At 66.6% G+C, this 15,653-nt stretch carries 16 protein-coding genes; 9 read left to right on the top strand and 7 right to left on the bottom strand.

What is annotated here, in order from left to right:
- The first annotated feature begins 20 nt into the window (after positions 1 to 20).
- Complete coding sequence (locus tag ACN0WF_RS00265; protein ID WP_417770760.1) at positions 21 to 2,000, top strand: FG-GAP repeat domain-containing protein; 1,980 nt, start codon at positions 21 to 23, stop codon at positions 1,998 to 2,000.
- Positions 1,988 to 2,791 (top strand): shikimate dehydrogenase family protein, encoded by an 804-nt coding sequence (locus ACN0WF_RS00270; protein ID WP_417770761.1) that lies wholly within the window; start codon positions 1,988 to 1,990, stop codon positions 2,789 to 2,791. Before ACN0WF_RS00265 ends, ACN0WF_RS00270 begins: the two co-directional genes overlap by 13 nt.
- Positions 2,792 to 2,857: 66 nt before the next feature.
- On the opposite strand, the gene ACN0WF_RS00275 is transcribed toward ACN0WF_RS00270, so the two are convergent.
- The 7 genes from ACN0WF_RS00275 to ACN0WF_RS00305 all read right to left on the bottom strand — a co-directional run bounded on the left by ACN0WF_RS00275 (position 2,858) and on the right by ACN0WF_RS00305 (position 8,953).
- The gene (locus ACN0WF_RS00275) at positions 2,858 to 3,691 is read right to left on the bottom strand and encodes a shikimate dehydrogenase family protein (RefSeq protein WP_417770762.1); all 834 of its coding nucleotides are present in this window, start codon (positions 3,689 to 3,691) and stop codon (positions 2,858 to 2,860) included.
- Entirely contained in the window at positions 3,679 to 4,500 is an 822-nt protein-coding gene (locus tag ACN0WF_RS00280; RefSeq protein WP_417770763.1) for a sugar phosphate isomerase/epimerase family protein, read from the bottom strand. The genes ACN0WF_RS00275 and ACN0WF_RS00280 overlap by 13 nt, the downstream gene beginning before the upstream one ends.
- Positions 4,501 to 4,508: 8 nt before the next feature.
- Entirely contained in the window at positions 4,509 to 5,351 is an 843-nt protein-coding gene (locus tag ACN0WF_RS00285) for an ABC transporter ATP-binding protein (RefSeq protein ID WP_417770764.1), read from the bottom strand.
- Positions 5,352 to 5,389: 38 nt separating this feature from the next.
- Positions 5,390 to 6,229, bottom strand: coding sequence for an ABC transporter permease (locus ACN0WF_RS00290; RefSeq protein WP_417770765.1), 840 nt, complete (start codon positions 6,227 to 6,229; stop codon positions 5,390 to 5,392).
- 76 nt (positions 6,230 to 6,305) lie between these two features.
- Complete coding sequence (locus tag ACN0WF_RS00295; RefSeq protein WP_417770766.1) at positions 6,306 to 7,310, bottom strand: ABC transporter substrate-binding protein; 1,005 nt, start codon at positions 7,308 to 7,310, stop codon at positions 6,306 to 6,308.
- A 51-nt stretch (positions 7,311 to 7,361) separates the two neighbouring features.
- Positions 7,362 to 8,120 (bottom strand): ABC transporter permease, encoded by a 759-nt coding sequence (locus ACN0WF_RS00300; protein WP_417770767.1) that lies wholly within the window; start codon positions 8,118 to 8,120, stop codon positions 7,362 to 7,364.
- Positions 8,117 to 8,953, bottom strand: coding sequence for an IclR family transcriptional regulator (locus ACN0WF_RS00305; protein WP_417770768.1), 837 nt, complete (start codon positions 8,951 to 8,953; stop codon positions 8,117 to 8,119). The genes ACN0WF_RS00300 and ACN0WF_RS00305 overlap by 4 nt, the downstream gene beginning before the upstream one ends.
- A gap of 230 nt (positions 8,954 to 9,183) precedes the next feature.
- Between ACN0WF_RS00305 and ACN0WF_RS00310 the strand changes: the two genes are divergently transcribed.
- The 7 genes from ACN0WF_RS00310 to ACN0WF_RS00340 are packed head-to-tail and all read left to right on the top strand — an operon-like array spanning position 9,184 to position 15,589.
- Positions 9,184 to 10,197, top strand: coding sequence for an ATP-NAD kinase family protein (locus tag ACN0WF_RS00310; RefSeq protein WP_417770769.1), 1,014 nt, complete (start codon positions 9,184 to 9,186; stop codon positions 10,195 to 10,197).
- Positions 10,198 to 10,215: 18 nt separating this feature from the next.
- Complete coding sequence (locus tag ACN0WF_RS00315; RefSeq protein ID WP_417770770.1) at positions 10,216 to 11,193, top strand: thiamine pyrophosphate-dependent dehydrogenase E1 component subunit alpha; 978 nt, start codon at positions 10,216 to 10,218, stop codon at positions 11,191 to 11,193.
- A gap of 22 nt (positions 11,194 to 11,215) precedes the next feature.
- Positions 11,216 to 12,223, top strand: a complete 1,008-nt coding sequence (locus ACN0WF_RS00320) for an alpha-ketoacid dehydrogenase subunit beta (protein ID WP_417770771.1) — start codon at positions 11,216 to 11,218, stop codon at positions 12,221 to 12,223.
- A gap of 1 nt (position 12,224) precedes the next feature.
- Positions 12,225 to 13,328: an acetoin dehydrogenase dihydrolipoyllysine-residue acetyltransferase subunit gene (locus tag ACN0WF_RS00325; protein ID WP_417770772.1), complete on the top strand. Its 1,104-nt coding sequence runs from the start codon at positions 12,225 to 12,227 to the stop codon at positions 13,326 to 13,328.
- A 55-nt stretch (positions 13,329 to 13,383) separates the two neighbouring features.
- Positions 13,384 to 14,172 (top strand): glucose 1-dehydrogenase, encoded by a 789-nt coding sequence (locus ACN0WF_RS00330; RefSeq protein ID WP_417770773.1) that lies wholly within the window; start codon positions 13,384 to 13,386, stop codon positions 14,170 to 14,172.
- Positions 14,172 to 14,504: a carboxymuconolactone decarboxylase family protein gene (locus tag ACN0WF_RS00335; protein WP_417770774.1), complete on the top strand. Its 333-nt coding sequence runs from the start codon at positions 14,172 to 14,174 to the stop codon at positions 14,502 to 14,504. The genes ACN0WF_RS00330 and ACN0WF_RS00335 overlap by 1 nt, the downstream gene beginning before the upstream one ends.
- 11 nt (positions 14,505 to 14,515) lie before the next feature.
- Positions 14,516 to 15,589: a 2,3-butanediol dehydrogenase gene (locus ACN0WF_RS00340; protein ID WP_417770775.1), complete on the top strand. Its 1,074-nt coding sequence runs from the start codon at positions 14,516 to 14,518 to the stop codon at positions 15,587 to 15,589.
- The last annotated feature ends 64 nt before the right edge of the window (positions 15,590 to 15,653 follow it).

Here is a 15,653-nt window from a genome sequence, read left to right on the forward strand (position 1 = left end):
TCGACAAGGAGGTTCGTCGCGTGAACGTCAAGAGGTGGGAGGACGATGCAACTGTCTGGCACGGGCCGGACTATGGCCCCGAGGCGCTCAGCTACCATCCGGATGTCGCCTCGGCCTCCGTCGCGGGGCGCATCATTACCTGCGTCGACGTGGTCGACTGGACGGGGACGGGCGCGCGCGACCTTCTGCTCTCGACCTGGGACCCCTGCTACGACGGCAAGGTCTTCCTGCGCCGGCAGATCGGCACCAACGACGACGGGACGCCGATCCTCGGCGAGGAGGAATGCGTCGAGGGCGTTCGCGGATACGTGACCGCCGTTCCGGATGGCGAGGTCTTCCACCTCGTGTCCGCGTCCCGCATGCGGCGCCAGATCTACCTGTTCCCCAACATCGGCCGCCGGGGCGCGCCCGAGTTCGGCGAGCCGGTGGTGCTCAAGCTCGACGCCGACTGGGTCAAGGGAAACGAATATTTCCACATGGTCCGGTTCCATGACATCGACGGTGACGGTGTGCCGGAGCTGATCGTCGGCAGCGACAGCTGGGACGACTACTGGCCCAACGGACTGGAATGGAACGACGAGGGCTACCGCGGCTATGACGCCGCCGGACGCTGGCTCGGCGGCCCGCTGCGCGGCTTTCTCTATGCCTTCAAGAACACCGGATCGCTCGCCGCACCGGTTCTCGAGAAAGGCCGTCCGCTGCTGGCTGGTGACACGCCGCTGGAGGTCTACGGCCAGCTTGCGCCCGCGTTCGGCACCTTCCGGCCCGGCGAGACGAGCCTGATCGCCGGCGAGTTCTGGAACATCCTGCACCTCGCCCGCCAGCGCCAGGATGGCCACTTCGAGCCGAACACCCTGGTGCGCACGCCGGGCGACGAGGTCCTCGAGCTCGACCAGTGCATCCATCTTCCCTGTGTCACCGACTGGAACGGCGATGGCAGGCTCGACATTCTCGTCGGCGCCGAGGATGGCTATGTGACCTATCTGAGGAACTGCGGCGAGGGAGACGACGGCCAGCCGCGTTTCGAGAAGGTCGGCCGCGTGCAGACCACCCGGCCGCTGATCCACGCCGGCGTGCTACCGTCGCCGGCTGCCCATGATTTCACCGGCGACGGCCGCCCGGACCTCGTGGTCGGCAACAGCACCGGCGAGCTTCTGTTCTACGCGAACCGGGGCGATAGCGATCCCCGCCATCTCGACAAGGAAGTCATGCTGACGGCGGCCGGTCAGCCGGTGCGCATCGCCGCCGGCCTTACCGGCTCCGTGCAGGGCCCCTCGGAAAAGATGTTCGGCTACACCTGCCCCACCGTCGCCGACTGGACGGGCTCGGGCGCCGGCGATCTGCTCGTCAGCGACGTGACCGGCTATCACCGCCTGTTCCGAAACCTCGGCAAGGGGACCGTTCCCCCGGTCTTCGCGCAGGAGGAGCTGCTCACCGTCCGGGGCAAGCCGCTCAAGACCGTCTGGCGGGTGCGCCCTGCCGTAACCGACTGGGGCGGCGACGGTCCGCTGCACTATCTCGCCCTGGACGAGGATGGTGTGCTCTCGGACTGGACGAAAGTGTCGGACACGGAACTCGCCGACAAGCGCCACCTCAAGTGGGAGGACGGCCGCGACATCCGCTTCACGGTGGACGTGGGCGGCGGACGCGGCCGCGTGAAGCTCTGCCTGTGCGACTGGGAAGGCAGCGGACGCACCGACCTGATCTTCGGCACCCACGCCCGGGCATGCGTCCCCGACGACCCGGCAACCGGTGCGCCGCGCAACACCACGAAACAGGCCGGCCTCTTCTACGCCCGCAATGTCGGCACGCCTGAGGAACCGCGCTTTGCCCTGCCCGTGGCGATGAAGCACAAGGGAGAGACGATCGCCATGGCCATGCACGTCGCCTCGCCCGAGGCGGTCGACTGGGCCGGACGCGGCGCGCTCGACCTGATCGTCGGCGTCGAGGACGGCAGCATGGTCTGGCTCAAGCGCGAGGATCTGTCATGGCAGTCGTGATCGGCGGCGGCACCCGGCTCATGGGCGTGATCGGCGATCCGATCGCCCAGGCCCGCACGCCCGGAGCGATCAACCCGCTGTTCGCGGCCCGTGGCGCGGATATCGCCTGCGTGCCCCTGCATGTGCCGACAAACGATCTGGCCGTCTGCTGGGCTGGCCTCAAGGCGATGCCGAACCTTGTCGGCTTCGGCATTACCTTGCCCCACAAGCAGGCGGCGCTGGCGCTTTGCGACAGCCTTGACCATGTTGCCGAGCGCGTCGGCGCGGTGAACCTGGTTCGCCGCGAGGAAGACGGCAGTTTCAAGGGGTATCAGTTCGATGGCGAAGGCTTCGTGCGTGGACTGAATGCCGCCGGGATCGCGATTGCCGGGCGAAGCTGCCTGATGATCGGCGCCGGCGGAGCCGCCGTCGCCATTGCCTTCGCGCTTGCCGGGGCGGGCGCCTCGCAAATCATCGTCGCCAATCGAACCCGGGCCAAGGCCGAAGCGCTTGCCCGCAAGGTCAACGACGACCTGGGCCGCGAATACGCCTGCGCCGGCGATCCCCTGCCGCAAGCCGGCCAGCTCGTGATCAACGCCACCTCGCTGGGCCTCAAGGATACGGACGCGTTGCCGCTCGATCCCGACCTTCTGCATCCCGGCATGACCATGGCCGAGGTGATCGCCCAACCGGAGACCACGCCGCTGCTCGAGGCCGCGAAACGTCGTGGCGTCGCGTGTCATTCCGGTCTTCGGATGATCGAGGGTCAGGTCGGGCTCATCGCCGACCACATCAGCGCGCTCTGGGGCTAGCCGACAACCGCCCGTGCGGCTGCGCTGCGGAGACGTCCGGGTCGTCGCGGCTTCGGCTGTGCTGCCTCAGGCTCCCAGCGGCGTTCCAGCGGGCAGTCCGGACGCGAAACCGGCGATCAGCGCGATCTGCGCCTGCAGCATGTCGTTGCCGTCCGAGGTCGCCGCGCCGGCCGCCCTCGCATCGCGCAGAAGCTGTGTCTCGCCCGAAAGCGCCGCGATGTCGGCGACCAGCATGTCGCTGTGCAAGGCTTCCGGCGAGATCGGAAAGCCGGCATTGCCCTTGATGCCGATGGGCGAGGCATTGATCACGACGTCGAACCTCGCCTCCGCCAGCGGATCGAGGGCGGTGGCCGCCTCGCGCTTCAACAGGCCGTTGACCATCCAGGCGGTGAAGGCGATGGCGTCGGGATCGAGGTCCACGAGCGCCAGCGAGGCGATCCCCTCGCCCGCCAGCGCATGGGCAATGGCGCGTCCGGCACCACCAGCGCCAACCATCAGCACCCGCGCGCCGGCAAGACGCGCCCGGCGCGCGCCGATCCCCAGAACAAAGCCGGTGCCGTCGAACAGGGCCCCGTGCATGCTCCCGTCCGCACTGCGCTGGATCGAATTAACGGCGCCAACGGCCTCCGCCGTCGGTGTCAGCGTCGCGCACTTGCGCGCGGCCGCCACCTTGTGCGGCACCGTCACGCCGATGCCGGCGACGTTATCGAGCATGGAAAACGCATCCCAGGCGCTGTCGAACTGCGCCGGAGTGACATGAAAGGGAACGGCGAAGATGTTGCACGCGGCCGCGGCGAAGATCGGGTTCACCAGCCGCGGTGTCTGCACCTGCGCCACCGGATCGCCGAAGACCGCATAGATCTGCGACGCGCCATCCAGGTTGGGGATCAATCCGCCCATGCCGCCTGCTCCGTTCCGAAAATCCTCGCGCAGCGATCCAAGGCGATATCCATCACCTCCGCCGGATCGCGCTGCCACCAGGTGCTGGAGAAGATCTCCACCTCGACCGGTCCGCCGAACCCGGCGCGACGCATCATCGCCTCGATGCCGGGAAGGTCGATCACGCCGTCACCCATCATGCCCCGGTCCGTGAGCAAGTGCCGCGTCGGCACCAGCCAGTCGTTGACATGGAAGCCAAGCAGCCGGCCGGCCCGGCCCGCACGCGCGATTTCCGCCTCCAGCCGTTCGTCCCACCACAGGTGATGCACGTCGACAACAACGCCGATGCCCTCGCCCAGCCGGTCGCAGATGTCGTTCGCGTGGCTCAGGCTGGAGATCAGCGTCCGGTCGCCGACAAGCATCGGGTGCAAGGGCTCTATCGCCAGCTTGACGCCAACGCGCCGGGCGCGCTCCAGCAGGCCGGCGATTGTCTCCTCGGCCCGCTGTCGCGCGCCGGGAAGGTCGCGCGCGCCCTCTTCAAGCCCGCCCGTGAACAGGAAAACATGGTCGGCCCCGAAGCGGGCGGCACGCTCCAGCTCGGCCTCAGCCGCGCCAAGCCCCTCGGCCGTGAACGGGCCGATGCGGTTGTAGCCGGCGACCGACAGTCCGTGCGCGCGGATCGCCTCCAGCGCCCGCGCCTCGCCCACCTTGTCGATCTCATTGCCCCAGATCGACACCGTGTCGAGCCCGCGCCCGGCACAGAGGTCGAGGAACGTCAGCATGTCGGCACGTTCGCGCACCGTTGCGTGATTGAAGACGACCCCTGTCATCGCCGCGCTCAAAACTTGTAAACACCCAGCTTCGAGAAGATCCGGTAGATCCGCTCGGCATATTTCGAGAACTCCGGATATTCACCCAGATGCGCCGGACGCGGCCTCGGCAGGTCGATCTTGATCTCCTCGACGATCTGGCCGGGGCTCTGCGACATCACCAGCACCCGGTCGGAAAGGCCGACGGCCTCCTCGATGGAATGGGTGATGAAGAGCACCGTCTTCTTCGTTTCCAGCCAGAGCATTTCCAGGTCGTGCCGGATCTGGGTGCGGGTGATCGCATCGAGCGCGCCGAAGGGCTCGTCCATCAGCAGCATCGAGGGATCGTGCACCAGAGCCCGGGCGATGGAGACCCGCTGGCGCATGCCGCCGGAGAGCTGGCGCGGATACTTGCTCTCGCTCCCCTTGATGCCGAGGCGGTCGAAGAGCATTTCCGCGCGTCCGAGGAGCTTCGCCCTGTCGAGCCCGCGGATTTCCTGCTGCAGCATCACGTTCTGGATCGCGGTGCGGAAGTCGAGCAGCAGATGGTCCTGGAACACGATGCCGACTTCGGAGATCGGCTTGGTCAACGGCTTGGCGTCAACCTCCACCACGCCGTCGCTGACCGGCTCCAGGCCGGAGACCAGCAGCAGCGTCGTGCTCTTGCCGCAACCCGAAGGACCGATCAGGCTGACGAACTCGCCCGGCTTCACGTCGAGGTCGATGGGGCCCAGCGCGTGAAACGGGTTCGGGCCGTCCTGCCCGTAGATCTTGGAAATTCCCCTGGCGACAATCGACGCACCGACGGCAACGGTGTCGCCCTCGTCCGAGGACGCAAGTGCACTGTGATACGGCTCCGTGGTCTCTGCCATTCGTGCCATCCTGTTCTTTCCTTTTCCTGGCAGCGGGTTCAGTGCCCGCTTCGTTCCCAGGGCATCAGCCAGCGTTCCGTCACGCCCATTGCACCGTTGAAGACCAGCGCGACGAGCGCCGCCGCGATCAGGCCCGCGAACATCAGCGGCATGTCCATGAAGCTCGAGGCCTGCATGATCATGAAGCCCAGTCCCTTGTTGGAGGCGATGAACTCGGCGATGATCACGCCCTCCACCGCCTTCACCACGCCGATTTTCATGCCGGAGAAGATCTCCGGCATCGCCGCCGGCAGGCGGAACTTCCAGAAGCTCTGCCACTGCGTCGCGCCCATGGAGCGCGAAATGTAGAACAGGCGCGGATCGACCGCCCTGAAGCCGGCCATGGAATCGACAAGCACCGGGAAGAAGCACATCAGGAAGACGATCAGCGCGGCGACCAGCGGCCCGATTCCGAACCAGATGATGAGGATCGGCCCGATCACCGTTTTCGGCATGATGTTGAGGAACACGACCACCGGGTAGAGCCCGCGCTCCAGCGCCGGCACCGACACGATGGCAAGGGCCATCGGCACCGCGACGACCACGCCAAGCGCGAAGCCTTCGGCAATGGTCACGGAGGTTGCCAGTGCGTGATACCCGATGATCCGCCAGTCATCGACCAGCCTGCCGAGAAAGTCCGAGGGCTTGGGCACCAGCCAGGCGGGCACCTCGAACCAGATCGCCAGCCCCTCCCACAGGCCGAGCAGGGCCGCGATCGACAGCACGCCGATCAGGAAGGATCCGACGAATGATCCGCGCAGATGCGCGAAGACGCCGAGCGGCAAGCTATGGCCCTGGCGTGGCATGGCCATCGCGGGCGGTTCGGGGGACGTTGCCATCCGTTGTTCCTGCTGTTCCTTCGTCACCTACCGGATGGGGCGCGACAGGCGTGCCCCATCCGGCTGACCGCATCGATCAGGGGCAGGTGACGGGCGTGGCCGGGGCCAGCTCGTTCGTGTAGTAGGTGGTCACGGGCTTGTCGTTGGACATGCTCATGGCCGTCGTCATTACCGAGAACATCTTCTCCCAGGTCTCCGGAGCGGTGACGCCGATGACATCGCCCGTGCCGCCCGGGCAGACCGAGGCGAAACTGAAGGCGGCCGCCTGCTTCAGCGACGCGGCCGAGTTCTCGGTTTCGGGGAAGACCTTCTGCAGGTCCTCGATGGCCTTGTCCGGATCGGCCATGGCCATCTTCCAGCCCTCGGCGGTCGCCTCGATGAAGCGTTTGAAGACGTCGCTCTTCTGCGCGATCTTGTCCTCGCGCGCGACGAGGCTCAGGCTCGCGATCGGCACGCCATTGTCATAGAAATACATGTTGCCGGCCTCGATGCCCTGTTCGGCGAGAGGCACCACGATGTTCTCCGGCGTCTGCGAGACCGCGTCCACCTCATGCGAGGTCAGCAGGCCGAGGAAGGCGGATTCCGAGGCCGTGACGATCTCCACATCGCCCTCGGCAATCCCGTTGGCCTTCAGGAACACCGGGATCAGCGGCATCATCGCCGAGCCGGGCGAGACCGCCAGCTTCTTGCCGACCAGGTCCTGGGGCTTGGAGATGCCCGAATCCGACAGGAACTGAATGCCGAACTGTCCGGATTTCCAGATCGTCGAGACGATCTTGATCGGCGCGCCCTTGGAGGCGACATTGAGCGCCGCGCCGGCATCCGCGTAGCCGAGGTCGACCTGGCCGGTGGCAACGAGCTGCGCCGCCACGGACGACCCGCGCCCCTCGACCAGATCGACGTCGAGATCGTACTTCTTGTAGATCCCTTCCGCCTGCGCGACGGCAAAGCCCAGATGCGCGGAGTCCGCCGTCCAGTTCATCTGCATCGTCAGCTTGTCGGCCGCCATCGCCCCCGATGACATCAGCCCGGCCGCGAGCACGACAGCGGATGCGCCGATCAGTTTCCCGAAATACGTCATGACCTTCCTCCCAACTTCAGGTTATTCCGACTGGCAATTGATCGCCCTGGCTCAGAACCTCCGCCACGGCAACAGGACGCGCTCCAGCAACGACATCCCGAAACTCAGAAACACCCCGATCAGCGAGCCGACGACGAGCACGGCGAAGATGAGCGGCGTGTTGGAGCTGTCCATCGCCCGCAGCACGAGGTAGCCAAGACCGTTCTGCGAGTTCAGCCACTCGACGACGATCACGACGGTGACCGCGATGACGATGGTGATCTTCATGCCCGACAAGATGCTCGGGGCGGCAGAGGGAAGCTCGAAGAGGCGGAATGTCTGCCACCAGGACGCCCCGACCGAGCGGCTCAGGTAGTATTGGCGCGGATCGATGGACTTGAACCCGGTGACGCTGTCGACCATCACCGGAAAGAAGGTGATCAGCGCCGTCAGAAGCACTTTCGGAAGGTCGCTGAAGCCGAACCAGACCAGCATGAGCGGCGCCAGCGTCACCTTCGGCAGCCCCTGGATGAAAACGACCATGGGATAGAGGATCTGCTCCGCGATCCGGAACTTGGCGATCAGATAGGCAAGCACGATCCCCGGCACCGCGCCCGCGACGAAGCCGACGAGGATCAGCCGGGTGGTGATCAGGCCATGATGCAACAGCCGCCAGCGTTCCTCGACCATGTCGGCCAGGAAGTCCGAAGGCGCCGGGAGCACGAAGATGGGCACCTCGAACACACGCACGCACACCTGCCAGATCGCCAGCAGCCCGGCGAACCAGAGCACCGGCTCGACGATGCGTCGGATCGTGGAAACCTCACTCATTGGATCGCTCTCGCCCCGTTTGCGCCGAAGCGTTCGAAGCCGGACACATTGCGCTGGCGCTTGCGCAACGGCCATAACTGGCTGATTTCCTCCGCCGCGCGATGAAGCGCATCGGCAAGCTCCGGCCAGCGCTCTTGCCCGATACGCAGCAGCGGCCCGGCGATCGAGATCGTCCCGGCCACCGGATCGCTCTCGTCGGGGCCCGAGCGGAACGGCACCGCCAGCGCCGCGGTACCCGCCTCGGCTTCCTCAACGGAGGTGCCGAACCCCTGCTCACGGGTCTCGCGCAGCCTGCGCCGCAGATCGTCGATCGATGTCGCGCTGTTGGGACCGAGTTCGCGGTTGGCCTTGAAGCCGCGCGAATAGACGATGGCGAGCGCCTCTTCCTCGGGCAGCGTCGCCAGCCAGGCCTTGCCGTTCGCCGTCGCGTGGAGAACCACCTCCTGCCCCATGTCGGGGTCGTAGCGCAGGCCCGTCACGGCGCCTTGCGCACGCGCCACCCAAACGAGGTCCTGCCCCTCGAGAATGGCCAGCCGGCAGTATTCCCTGGTTTCCGCCGCCAGGCGGTTCAGCGCCGCCTGCACCACGTCGGGCACGTTGCGGCCGTCGAGGTTGCGAAAGGCAAGCGAACTCATGCGCAGCGACAGGGCGTAGTTCTGGCTGGCGGGATCCTGCACGACCCAGCCGTGGTCGAGCAGCGTGCTGATGAGCCGATGCACGGCACTCGGCGGGATGTCGAGCCGCGTCGCCAGTTCGGACAACTCCACCGGCTCGCGCTCACCGGCAAGTATCTCCAACAACTTCAGGCACCTGGATACAGCTGCGACCGTCACTGGGTTTCTCCTCTTGGGGCGATCATATGGGACCTCGTTCCAAATTGGAATATGTTTCTAAAACTATCCGTTCCGCGTCTGCCGATGTCGCCTGCGGCAGCGTGGCGCCGACGCCCTGTTGCGCCACATCTGTTGCATGCCGCGCAACACTGCAGAGCTCTCCTCCCCGGAAAACCGCGCTTTTGAAACTGGCACAGGCGTTGCTGACCTTGATCGGCGGGAGGACACACATGATCAAGGTCGGCGTTATCGCCAATCCGATTTCTGCCCGCGACATCCGGCGGGTGATATCGCACGCGGGCAATCTGCCCATCAACGACCGCGCAAACATCGTCCTGCGGATGATGGCCGGGCTGGCGGCGACCGGCGTCGGCGACGTGGTGATGATGCCCGAGCACGGCGGCATCCGCTTTCATCTGGAGCGCAGCATCCAGCGCGAAGCGCGCCGGGGGGGCTCCTGCTTCCCGCGGATGCGCTATCTCGACATGCGCGTTACGGCGACCGCGGAGGACAGCGCCCACGCCGCCCGCATGATGCGCGAGGAGGGTGTCAGCGCCGTCGTGGTGCTCGGCGGCGACGGCACGCACCGCGTCGTCGTGCAGGCCTGCGGCGATCTTCCGGTGGCCGGCGTCTCGACCGGCACGAACAATGCCTTTCCCGAAATGCGCGAGCCCACGATCACCGGACTGGCAGTCGGCCTCGCCGTCACCGGGCAGGTTCCGCCCGAGCGCGCCCTTGCCCGCAACAAGTGGCTCGAGGTGACGGTGGGTGGGCGCAGCGAGATCGCACTCGTGGATGTGGCCGTCGTCGAGGATCGCTTCATCGGCGCCCGTGCGATCTGGAAAACCGCGGGTTTCCGCGACCTCTTCGTCGCCTTTGCCCTTCCCCAGGCGATCGGCATGTCCTCGATCGCCGGACTGACCGACCCGGTGGACCGCGCGACGCCCGAGGGGCGGCACGTTCGCCTGTCGCGCGACGCCGCCCACAGGCTTCGCGCGCCCATCGCCCCGGGCCTGATCGACGAGATGGGCATCGAGGCCACCGCCCGCATGGTGCCGGGCGAAGTCTACCGCCCCTCGATCCGCGCCGGCTCGCTCGCCCTCGACGGCGAGCGCGAGCTGACCTTCAGCGAAAAGGACGACGTGGCGATCCGCCTGGTAACCGACGCCTTCGCCACCATCGACGTTCCCGCCTGCATGGCCCACGCGGCCGCCACCGGGCTTTTCTCCAGCAACCAGAACTGAACGACAAGGGAGGAGTTCATGACCAATCCGTTTCCGCTGCCCAAGGATAGGCTGCTCGATGCCTATCGCAGGATGAAGACGATCCGCGACTTCGAGGAGCGTCTGCACGTCGATTTCTCACGCGGCGAGATCCCCGGCTTCGTCCACCTCTACGCCGGAGAGGAGGCCACCGCCGTCGGCATCATGATGCACCTGCACGACCGCGACCGCATCGCCTCGACCCATCGCGGCCACGGCCACTGCATCGCCAAGGGCGTCGACGTGAAGGCGATGATGGCGGAGATCTACGGCAAGGCGACCGGCTGTTGCGCGGGCAAGGGAGGGTCCATGCACATCGCCGATCTCAGCCTCGGCATGATGGGGGCGAACGGCATTCTCGGCGCGGGCGCTCCCCTCGCCTGCGGCGCCGCGCTCGCGGCGATGAAACTCGGCCACGACGGGGTCGCGATCACTTTCTTCGGCGACGGCGCCTCCAACCAGGGCACCGTGCTGGAGAGCATGAACCTGGCCGCGATCTGGAACCTGCCGGCGATCTTCGTGGTCGAGAACAACGGCTATGCGGAATCCACCTCCGTCGACTACGCCACCGCCTCCGACAGCTACGTCGACCGCGCCACGGGCTTCGGCATGCCCGGCATCACCGTCGACGGGCTCGACTTCTTCGCGGTCTTCGAGGCCGCCGGCGAGGTCATCAAGCGCGCCCGCGAGGGTGCCGGCCCAACGCTCCTGGAGTGCAAGAACGTTCGCTTCTTCGGCCACTTCGAAGGCGACGCCCAAACCTACAAGGCACCGGGAGAGAACGAGCACAACCGGGCCAACAACGACTGCCTGAAGCTCTTCCGCCAGAAGGTAACCGAGGCCGGCATCATCTCCGACAGCGAGCTGGATGCCATCGACACCGAGGTTGCGACCCTCATCGACGAGGCCGTGGCCGAGGCCATCGCCGCGCCGCTGCCCGGTCCGGAGCAACTGACCACCGACGTCTACGTGAACTGAAGAACCAGGGGAGGAGAAGAAAATGGCACGTATCATCAGCATGAAGGACGCGGTGAACGAGGCGCTCGATCAGGAGATGACGCGCGACCCCACCGTGATCATGTTGGGCGAGGACATTGTCGGCGGTGCCGGCGCGCAAGGCGAGGACGACGCCTGGGGCGGGGTGCTCGGCGTCTCCAAAGGGCTGTACCACAAGCACCCGAACCAGATGATGGACACGCCCCTGTCGGAAAGCGCCTATGTCGGCGCGGCCATCGGAGCCGCGACCGCCGGCTTGCGGCCGGTGGCCGAACTCATGTTCGTCGACTTCATCGGCGTCTGTCTCGACCAGGTGTTCAACCAGGCCGCCAAGTTCCGCTTCATGTTCGGCGGCAAGGCGGAAACGCCGGTGGTGATCCGCGCGATGTGCGGTGCCGGCTTTCGCGCGGCGGCACAGCACAGCCAGATGCTAACGCCGTTCTTCACCCACATTCCGGGTCTGAAGGTCGTCTGCCCCTCCAACGCCTATGACACCAAGGGCCTGCTGATCCAGTCGATCCGCGACAACGACCCGGTGATCTTCCTCGAGCACAAGAACCTCTACGCCTCGCAATGCGACGTGCCGGAGGAGGCCTACACAATCCCCTTCGGCGAGGCGAACATCGTTCGCGAGGGGGGCGATGCGACCATCGTCACCTACGGACAGATGGTCGGACGGTCGCTGGAAGCCGCCGACCTGCTCAAGAAGGACGGCATCGAGGTCGAGGTCATCGACCTGCGCACGCTGTCTCCCATCGACATGGACACGATCCTGGAAAGCGTCGAGGTCACCGGCCGGCTGATCTGCGTCGACGAGGCGAACCCGCGCTGTTCAATCGCGGCGGACATTTCCGCCACCGTTGCGCAGGACGGCTTCGACCTGCTCAAGGCTCCGATCCGGATGGTCACCGCCCCGCACGCGCCGGTGCCCTTCTCGCCCGCGCTCGAAGACATCTACGTGCCGTCGGCCGCCCGCATCGCCGAGGCCGTCCGAAAGGCCATGGAGAACTGAAATGGCAGAAATAACTCCGATCCTGATGCCGAAATGGGGCCTGTCCATGCAGGAGGGCAGGCTCTCTGCATGGCATGTGGCGGAAGGCGCCACGATCTCTCCCGGCGACGAGATCATGGACGTCGAGACCGACAAGATCGCCAATGTCGTCGAGGCCGCCGACGGCGGCCTCCTGCGCCGGCGCGTCGGCAAGGAGGGCGAGGTCTATCCGGTGCGCGCGCTGCTCGCCGTGCTCGCCCCCGCTTCCGTTTCCGACGAGGAGGTCGACGCCTATGTCGCCGCCTATGAGGTTCCAGCCGCCAGCGGCGACGACGAGGAGGCCGGCCCCGTCTACCGCTTCGCCGACCTTCCGGCGGGTCGCATCCGCTACGCGGAACGTCCCGGCGAGGGCACGCCGCTTCTCCTGATCCACGGCTTCGGCGGGGATCTCGACAACTGGCTCTTCAACATCGACACGCTTGCCGAGGGCGGGCCGGTCTATGCACTGGACCTTCCCGGCCACGGCCAGTCAGTCAAGACGGCGCGCCCCGCGGCTCTCGAGCTCATGGTCTCGACCGTCCTCGCCTTCCTGGATCATCTCGGGCTCGAAAAGGCTCATCTGGCCGGGCATTCCATGGGCGGGCTGGTCGCCGGACGTCTCGCCATCGACCATCCGGACCGGGTCGCCTCCGTCACGCTCGTCTGCGCGGCCGGCCTCGGGGACGCGATCAACGCCGACTATATCGACGGTTTCGTCGCAGCCGAGGGGCGCAAGGACCTGAAGCCGGTGCTCGCCCATCTGTTCAATGACCGCAGCCTGGTGTCCCGCGCGATGGTCGAGGACCTGCTGAAGTTCAAACGCCTCGACGGCGTGCGGGAGTTCCTCGGCGAGCTGTCGGCGACCCTTTTCGCCAAGGGCCGGCAGGCCGAAACCATCGCCGCCGCCCTTTCCGCCTCCGGCGTACCGGCACAGGTAATCTGGGGTGAGGCGGACGCGATCATCCCGGTCGCGCATGCCGCCAACGTCGACGGCGCGGCGGTCCATGTGCTCGCGAACGCCGGCCACATGGTCCAGATGGAGCAGGCGGCCGAGGTCAACCGGCTGATCCGCGCTTTCATCGACTAACGCAACAGGCTGTTCCCCGCCACCGGGGGCAGCCGCCTTTCAACGGGTGGGAAACATGAGCAATTCCGTCGAAAATCGCGCAATCATCGTCACCGGCTCGGGCCGGGGCATCGGCCGCTCCATAGCGGAGGGACTGGCCGGCGCCGGCGCCCGCGTGGTCATCGCCGACATCGATCCGGCAACCGCCGAGGCGACCGCGGCCGAAATCCGGAAGGCGGGCGGACAGGCGATCGGCCTTCCGGTCGATGTCACCAAGCGCGCAACCGTCAGGACGCTGATCGAAAGCACCGTCGCCGAGTACGGCCGTCTCGACGTGATGTTCAACAACGCCGGCATCGCGCAGGTGAAGCCCTTCAACGACATCACCGAGGACGACTGGCACCGCGTCATGGACGTCAACGCCATGAGCGTGCTGATCGGCATTCAGGAAGCCTCCCGTCAGTTCATCGCGCAAGGCGGCGGGGGCAAGATCATCAACACCTCCTCGATCGCCGGAAAGCAGGGCTACGAGCCGCTGGCGCATTATTCGGCCAGCAAGTTCGCCGTCGTCGCCCTGACCCAGGCGGCTGCCCGCGCCTTCGGCAAGCACAAGATCAACGTCAACGCGATCTGCCCGGGCGTGGTGGCGACCGACATGTGGAAGCTGATCGACAAGGGCTTCAAGGACGAAGGGCTGACCAGTCGCGACAACGAGGCGTTCGAGTCGTTTTCCGCCGACATCCTGCTCGGCCGCCCCTCGCGCCCCGACGATCTCGCCGGTGTGTCGATCTTCCTGGCCTCCTCGGGCTCCGACTACATGACCGGCCAGTCGCTGCTGGTCGACGGCGGCATGGTGCTGGTCTGATGGCGGATGCGAAGGAGAAGCTCGCCGGGATCAATGCCCGCGCCATGGCCCTCTACAAGGCCGACGGCAAGACGATGGGCGCCTTTCGCGAGCTGATGGCCTCGGCAACGCGCGAAGGCAGGCTGTCGCCCGCCATGAAGGAGATGGTCGCCATCGCCGTTGCCGTCGCGCGCGGCTGCGAGGATTGCATCGTCTTCCACGCCCACGAGGCAAAAGGCCGCGGCGCAAGTCGCGAGGAGCTTGTGGAGATCCTCGCCGTTGCCATTGAGATGTCGGGTGGTCCGGGCACGGTCTACGCTGGCAAGGCGCTGGCCGCCTTCGACGAACTGTGAAAGGAACTCCCATGAAAGCACTGCGTTTTCACGCCGCCAAGGACCTGCGCCTGGAAGAAATTCCCGTCCCGCCGCAGCCCGGCCCGGGCCAGGTGCTGATCCGCAACCGCTTCGTCGGCATCTGCGGCACGGACCTGCATGAATACGCCAGCGGCCCGATCTTCATCCCCAAGGAGCCGCACCCCTACTCCGGCGCACAGCTGCCGCAGGTGCTGGGCCACGAGTTCGGCGGAACGGTCGAGGCCGTCGGCGAGGGCGTCACCAAGGTCGCGGTCGGCGACCGCGTTTCCGTACAGCCGCTTATCATGCCCCGCGGCGGCGAGTATTTCGCCGATCGCGGCTGGCACAACCTCTCCGGCAGCCTGGCGCTCGTCGGGCTGAGCTGGGTTTCCGGCGGCATGGCCGAGATGGCCCTCCTCAACGACTACAACGTCGAGAAGATCCCGGCCGAAATGTCGGACGAGGAAGCCGCCCTCGTCGAGCCGACCGCCGTTTGCGTCTATGCCTGCGACCGCGGGCGGATCACGGCGGGAAGCAGCGTGCTGGTCACGGGTGCCGGTCCCATCGGCATCCTCGCGCTGCTCACGGCGCGGGCCTTCGGTGCAACCAGGCTCTTCGTCTCCGACGTGAACGAGACCCGGCTGAAGCTTGCCGAGGAGATCGTGCCCGGCGTCGTCGTCATCAACGCCGCGCGCGAGGATGTCGGCGAGCGGGTCCGCGCCGGCACCCAGGACGGCATCGGCTGCGACGTTGCGCTGGAATGCGTCGGCAACGAGCGCGCCCTCCAGTCCTGCCTGGACGCCATCCGCAAGCAGGGCGTCATCGTCCAGACCGGACTGCATCCGGGCAAGGGAAGCGTCGACTTCTTCCAGCTCACCTTCAAGGATGCCGAGATCCGCGGCTCCTGGTGCTACCCGACCCACAGCTGGCCGCGCACCATCGAGCTGATCGCATCCGGCGCGATCCCGGCAAAGCGGGTCGTGACCCGGCGCATCGCGCTGGAGCAGGCCGTCTCGGAGGGCTTCGAGGCGCTGCTTGATCCGGCGGGAACGCAGTTGAAGATCCTGATAGATCTTGCCGGCTGACGGCACACCGGCAACGGGACCATCGAGCTTTCTGGACCGGGGCGAAGAAGAAGTGCTATCTTCG

Source organism: Stappia sp., assembly GCF_048268045.1.
Classification (GTDB): Bacteria; Pseudomonadota; Alphaproteobacteria; order Rhizobiales; family Stappiaceae; genus Stappia.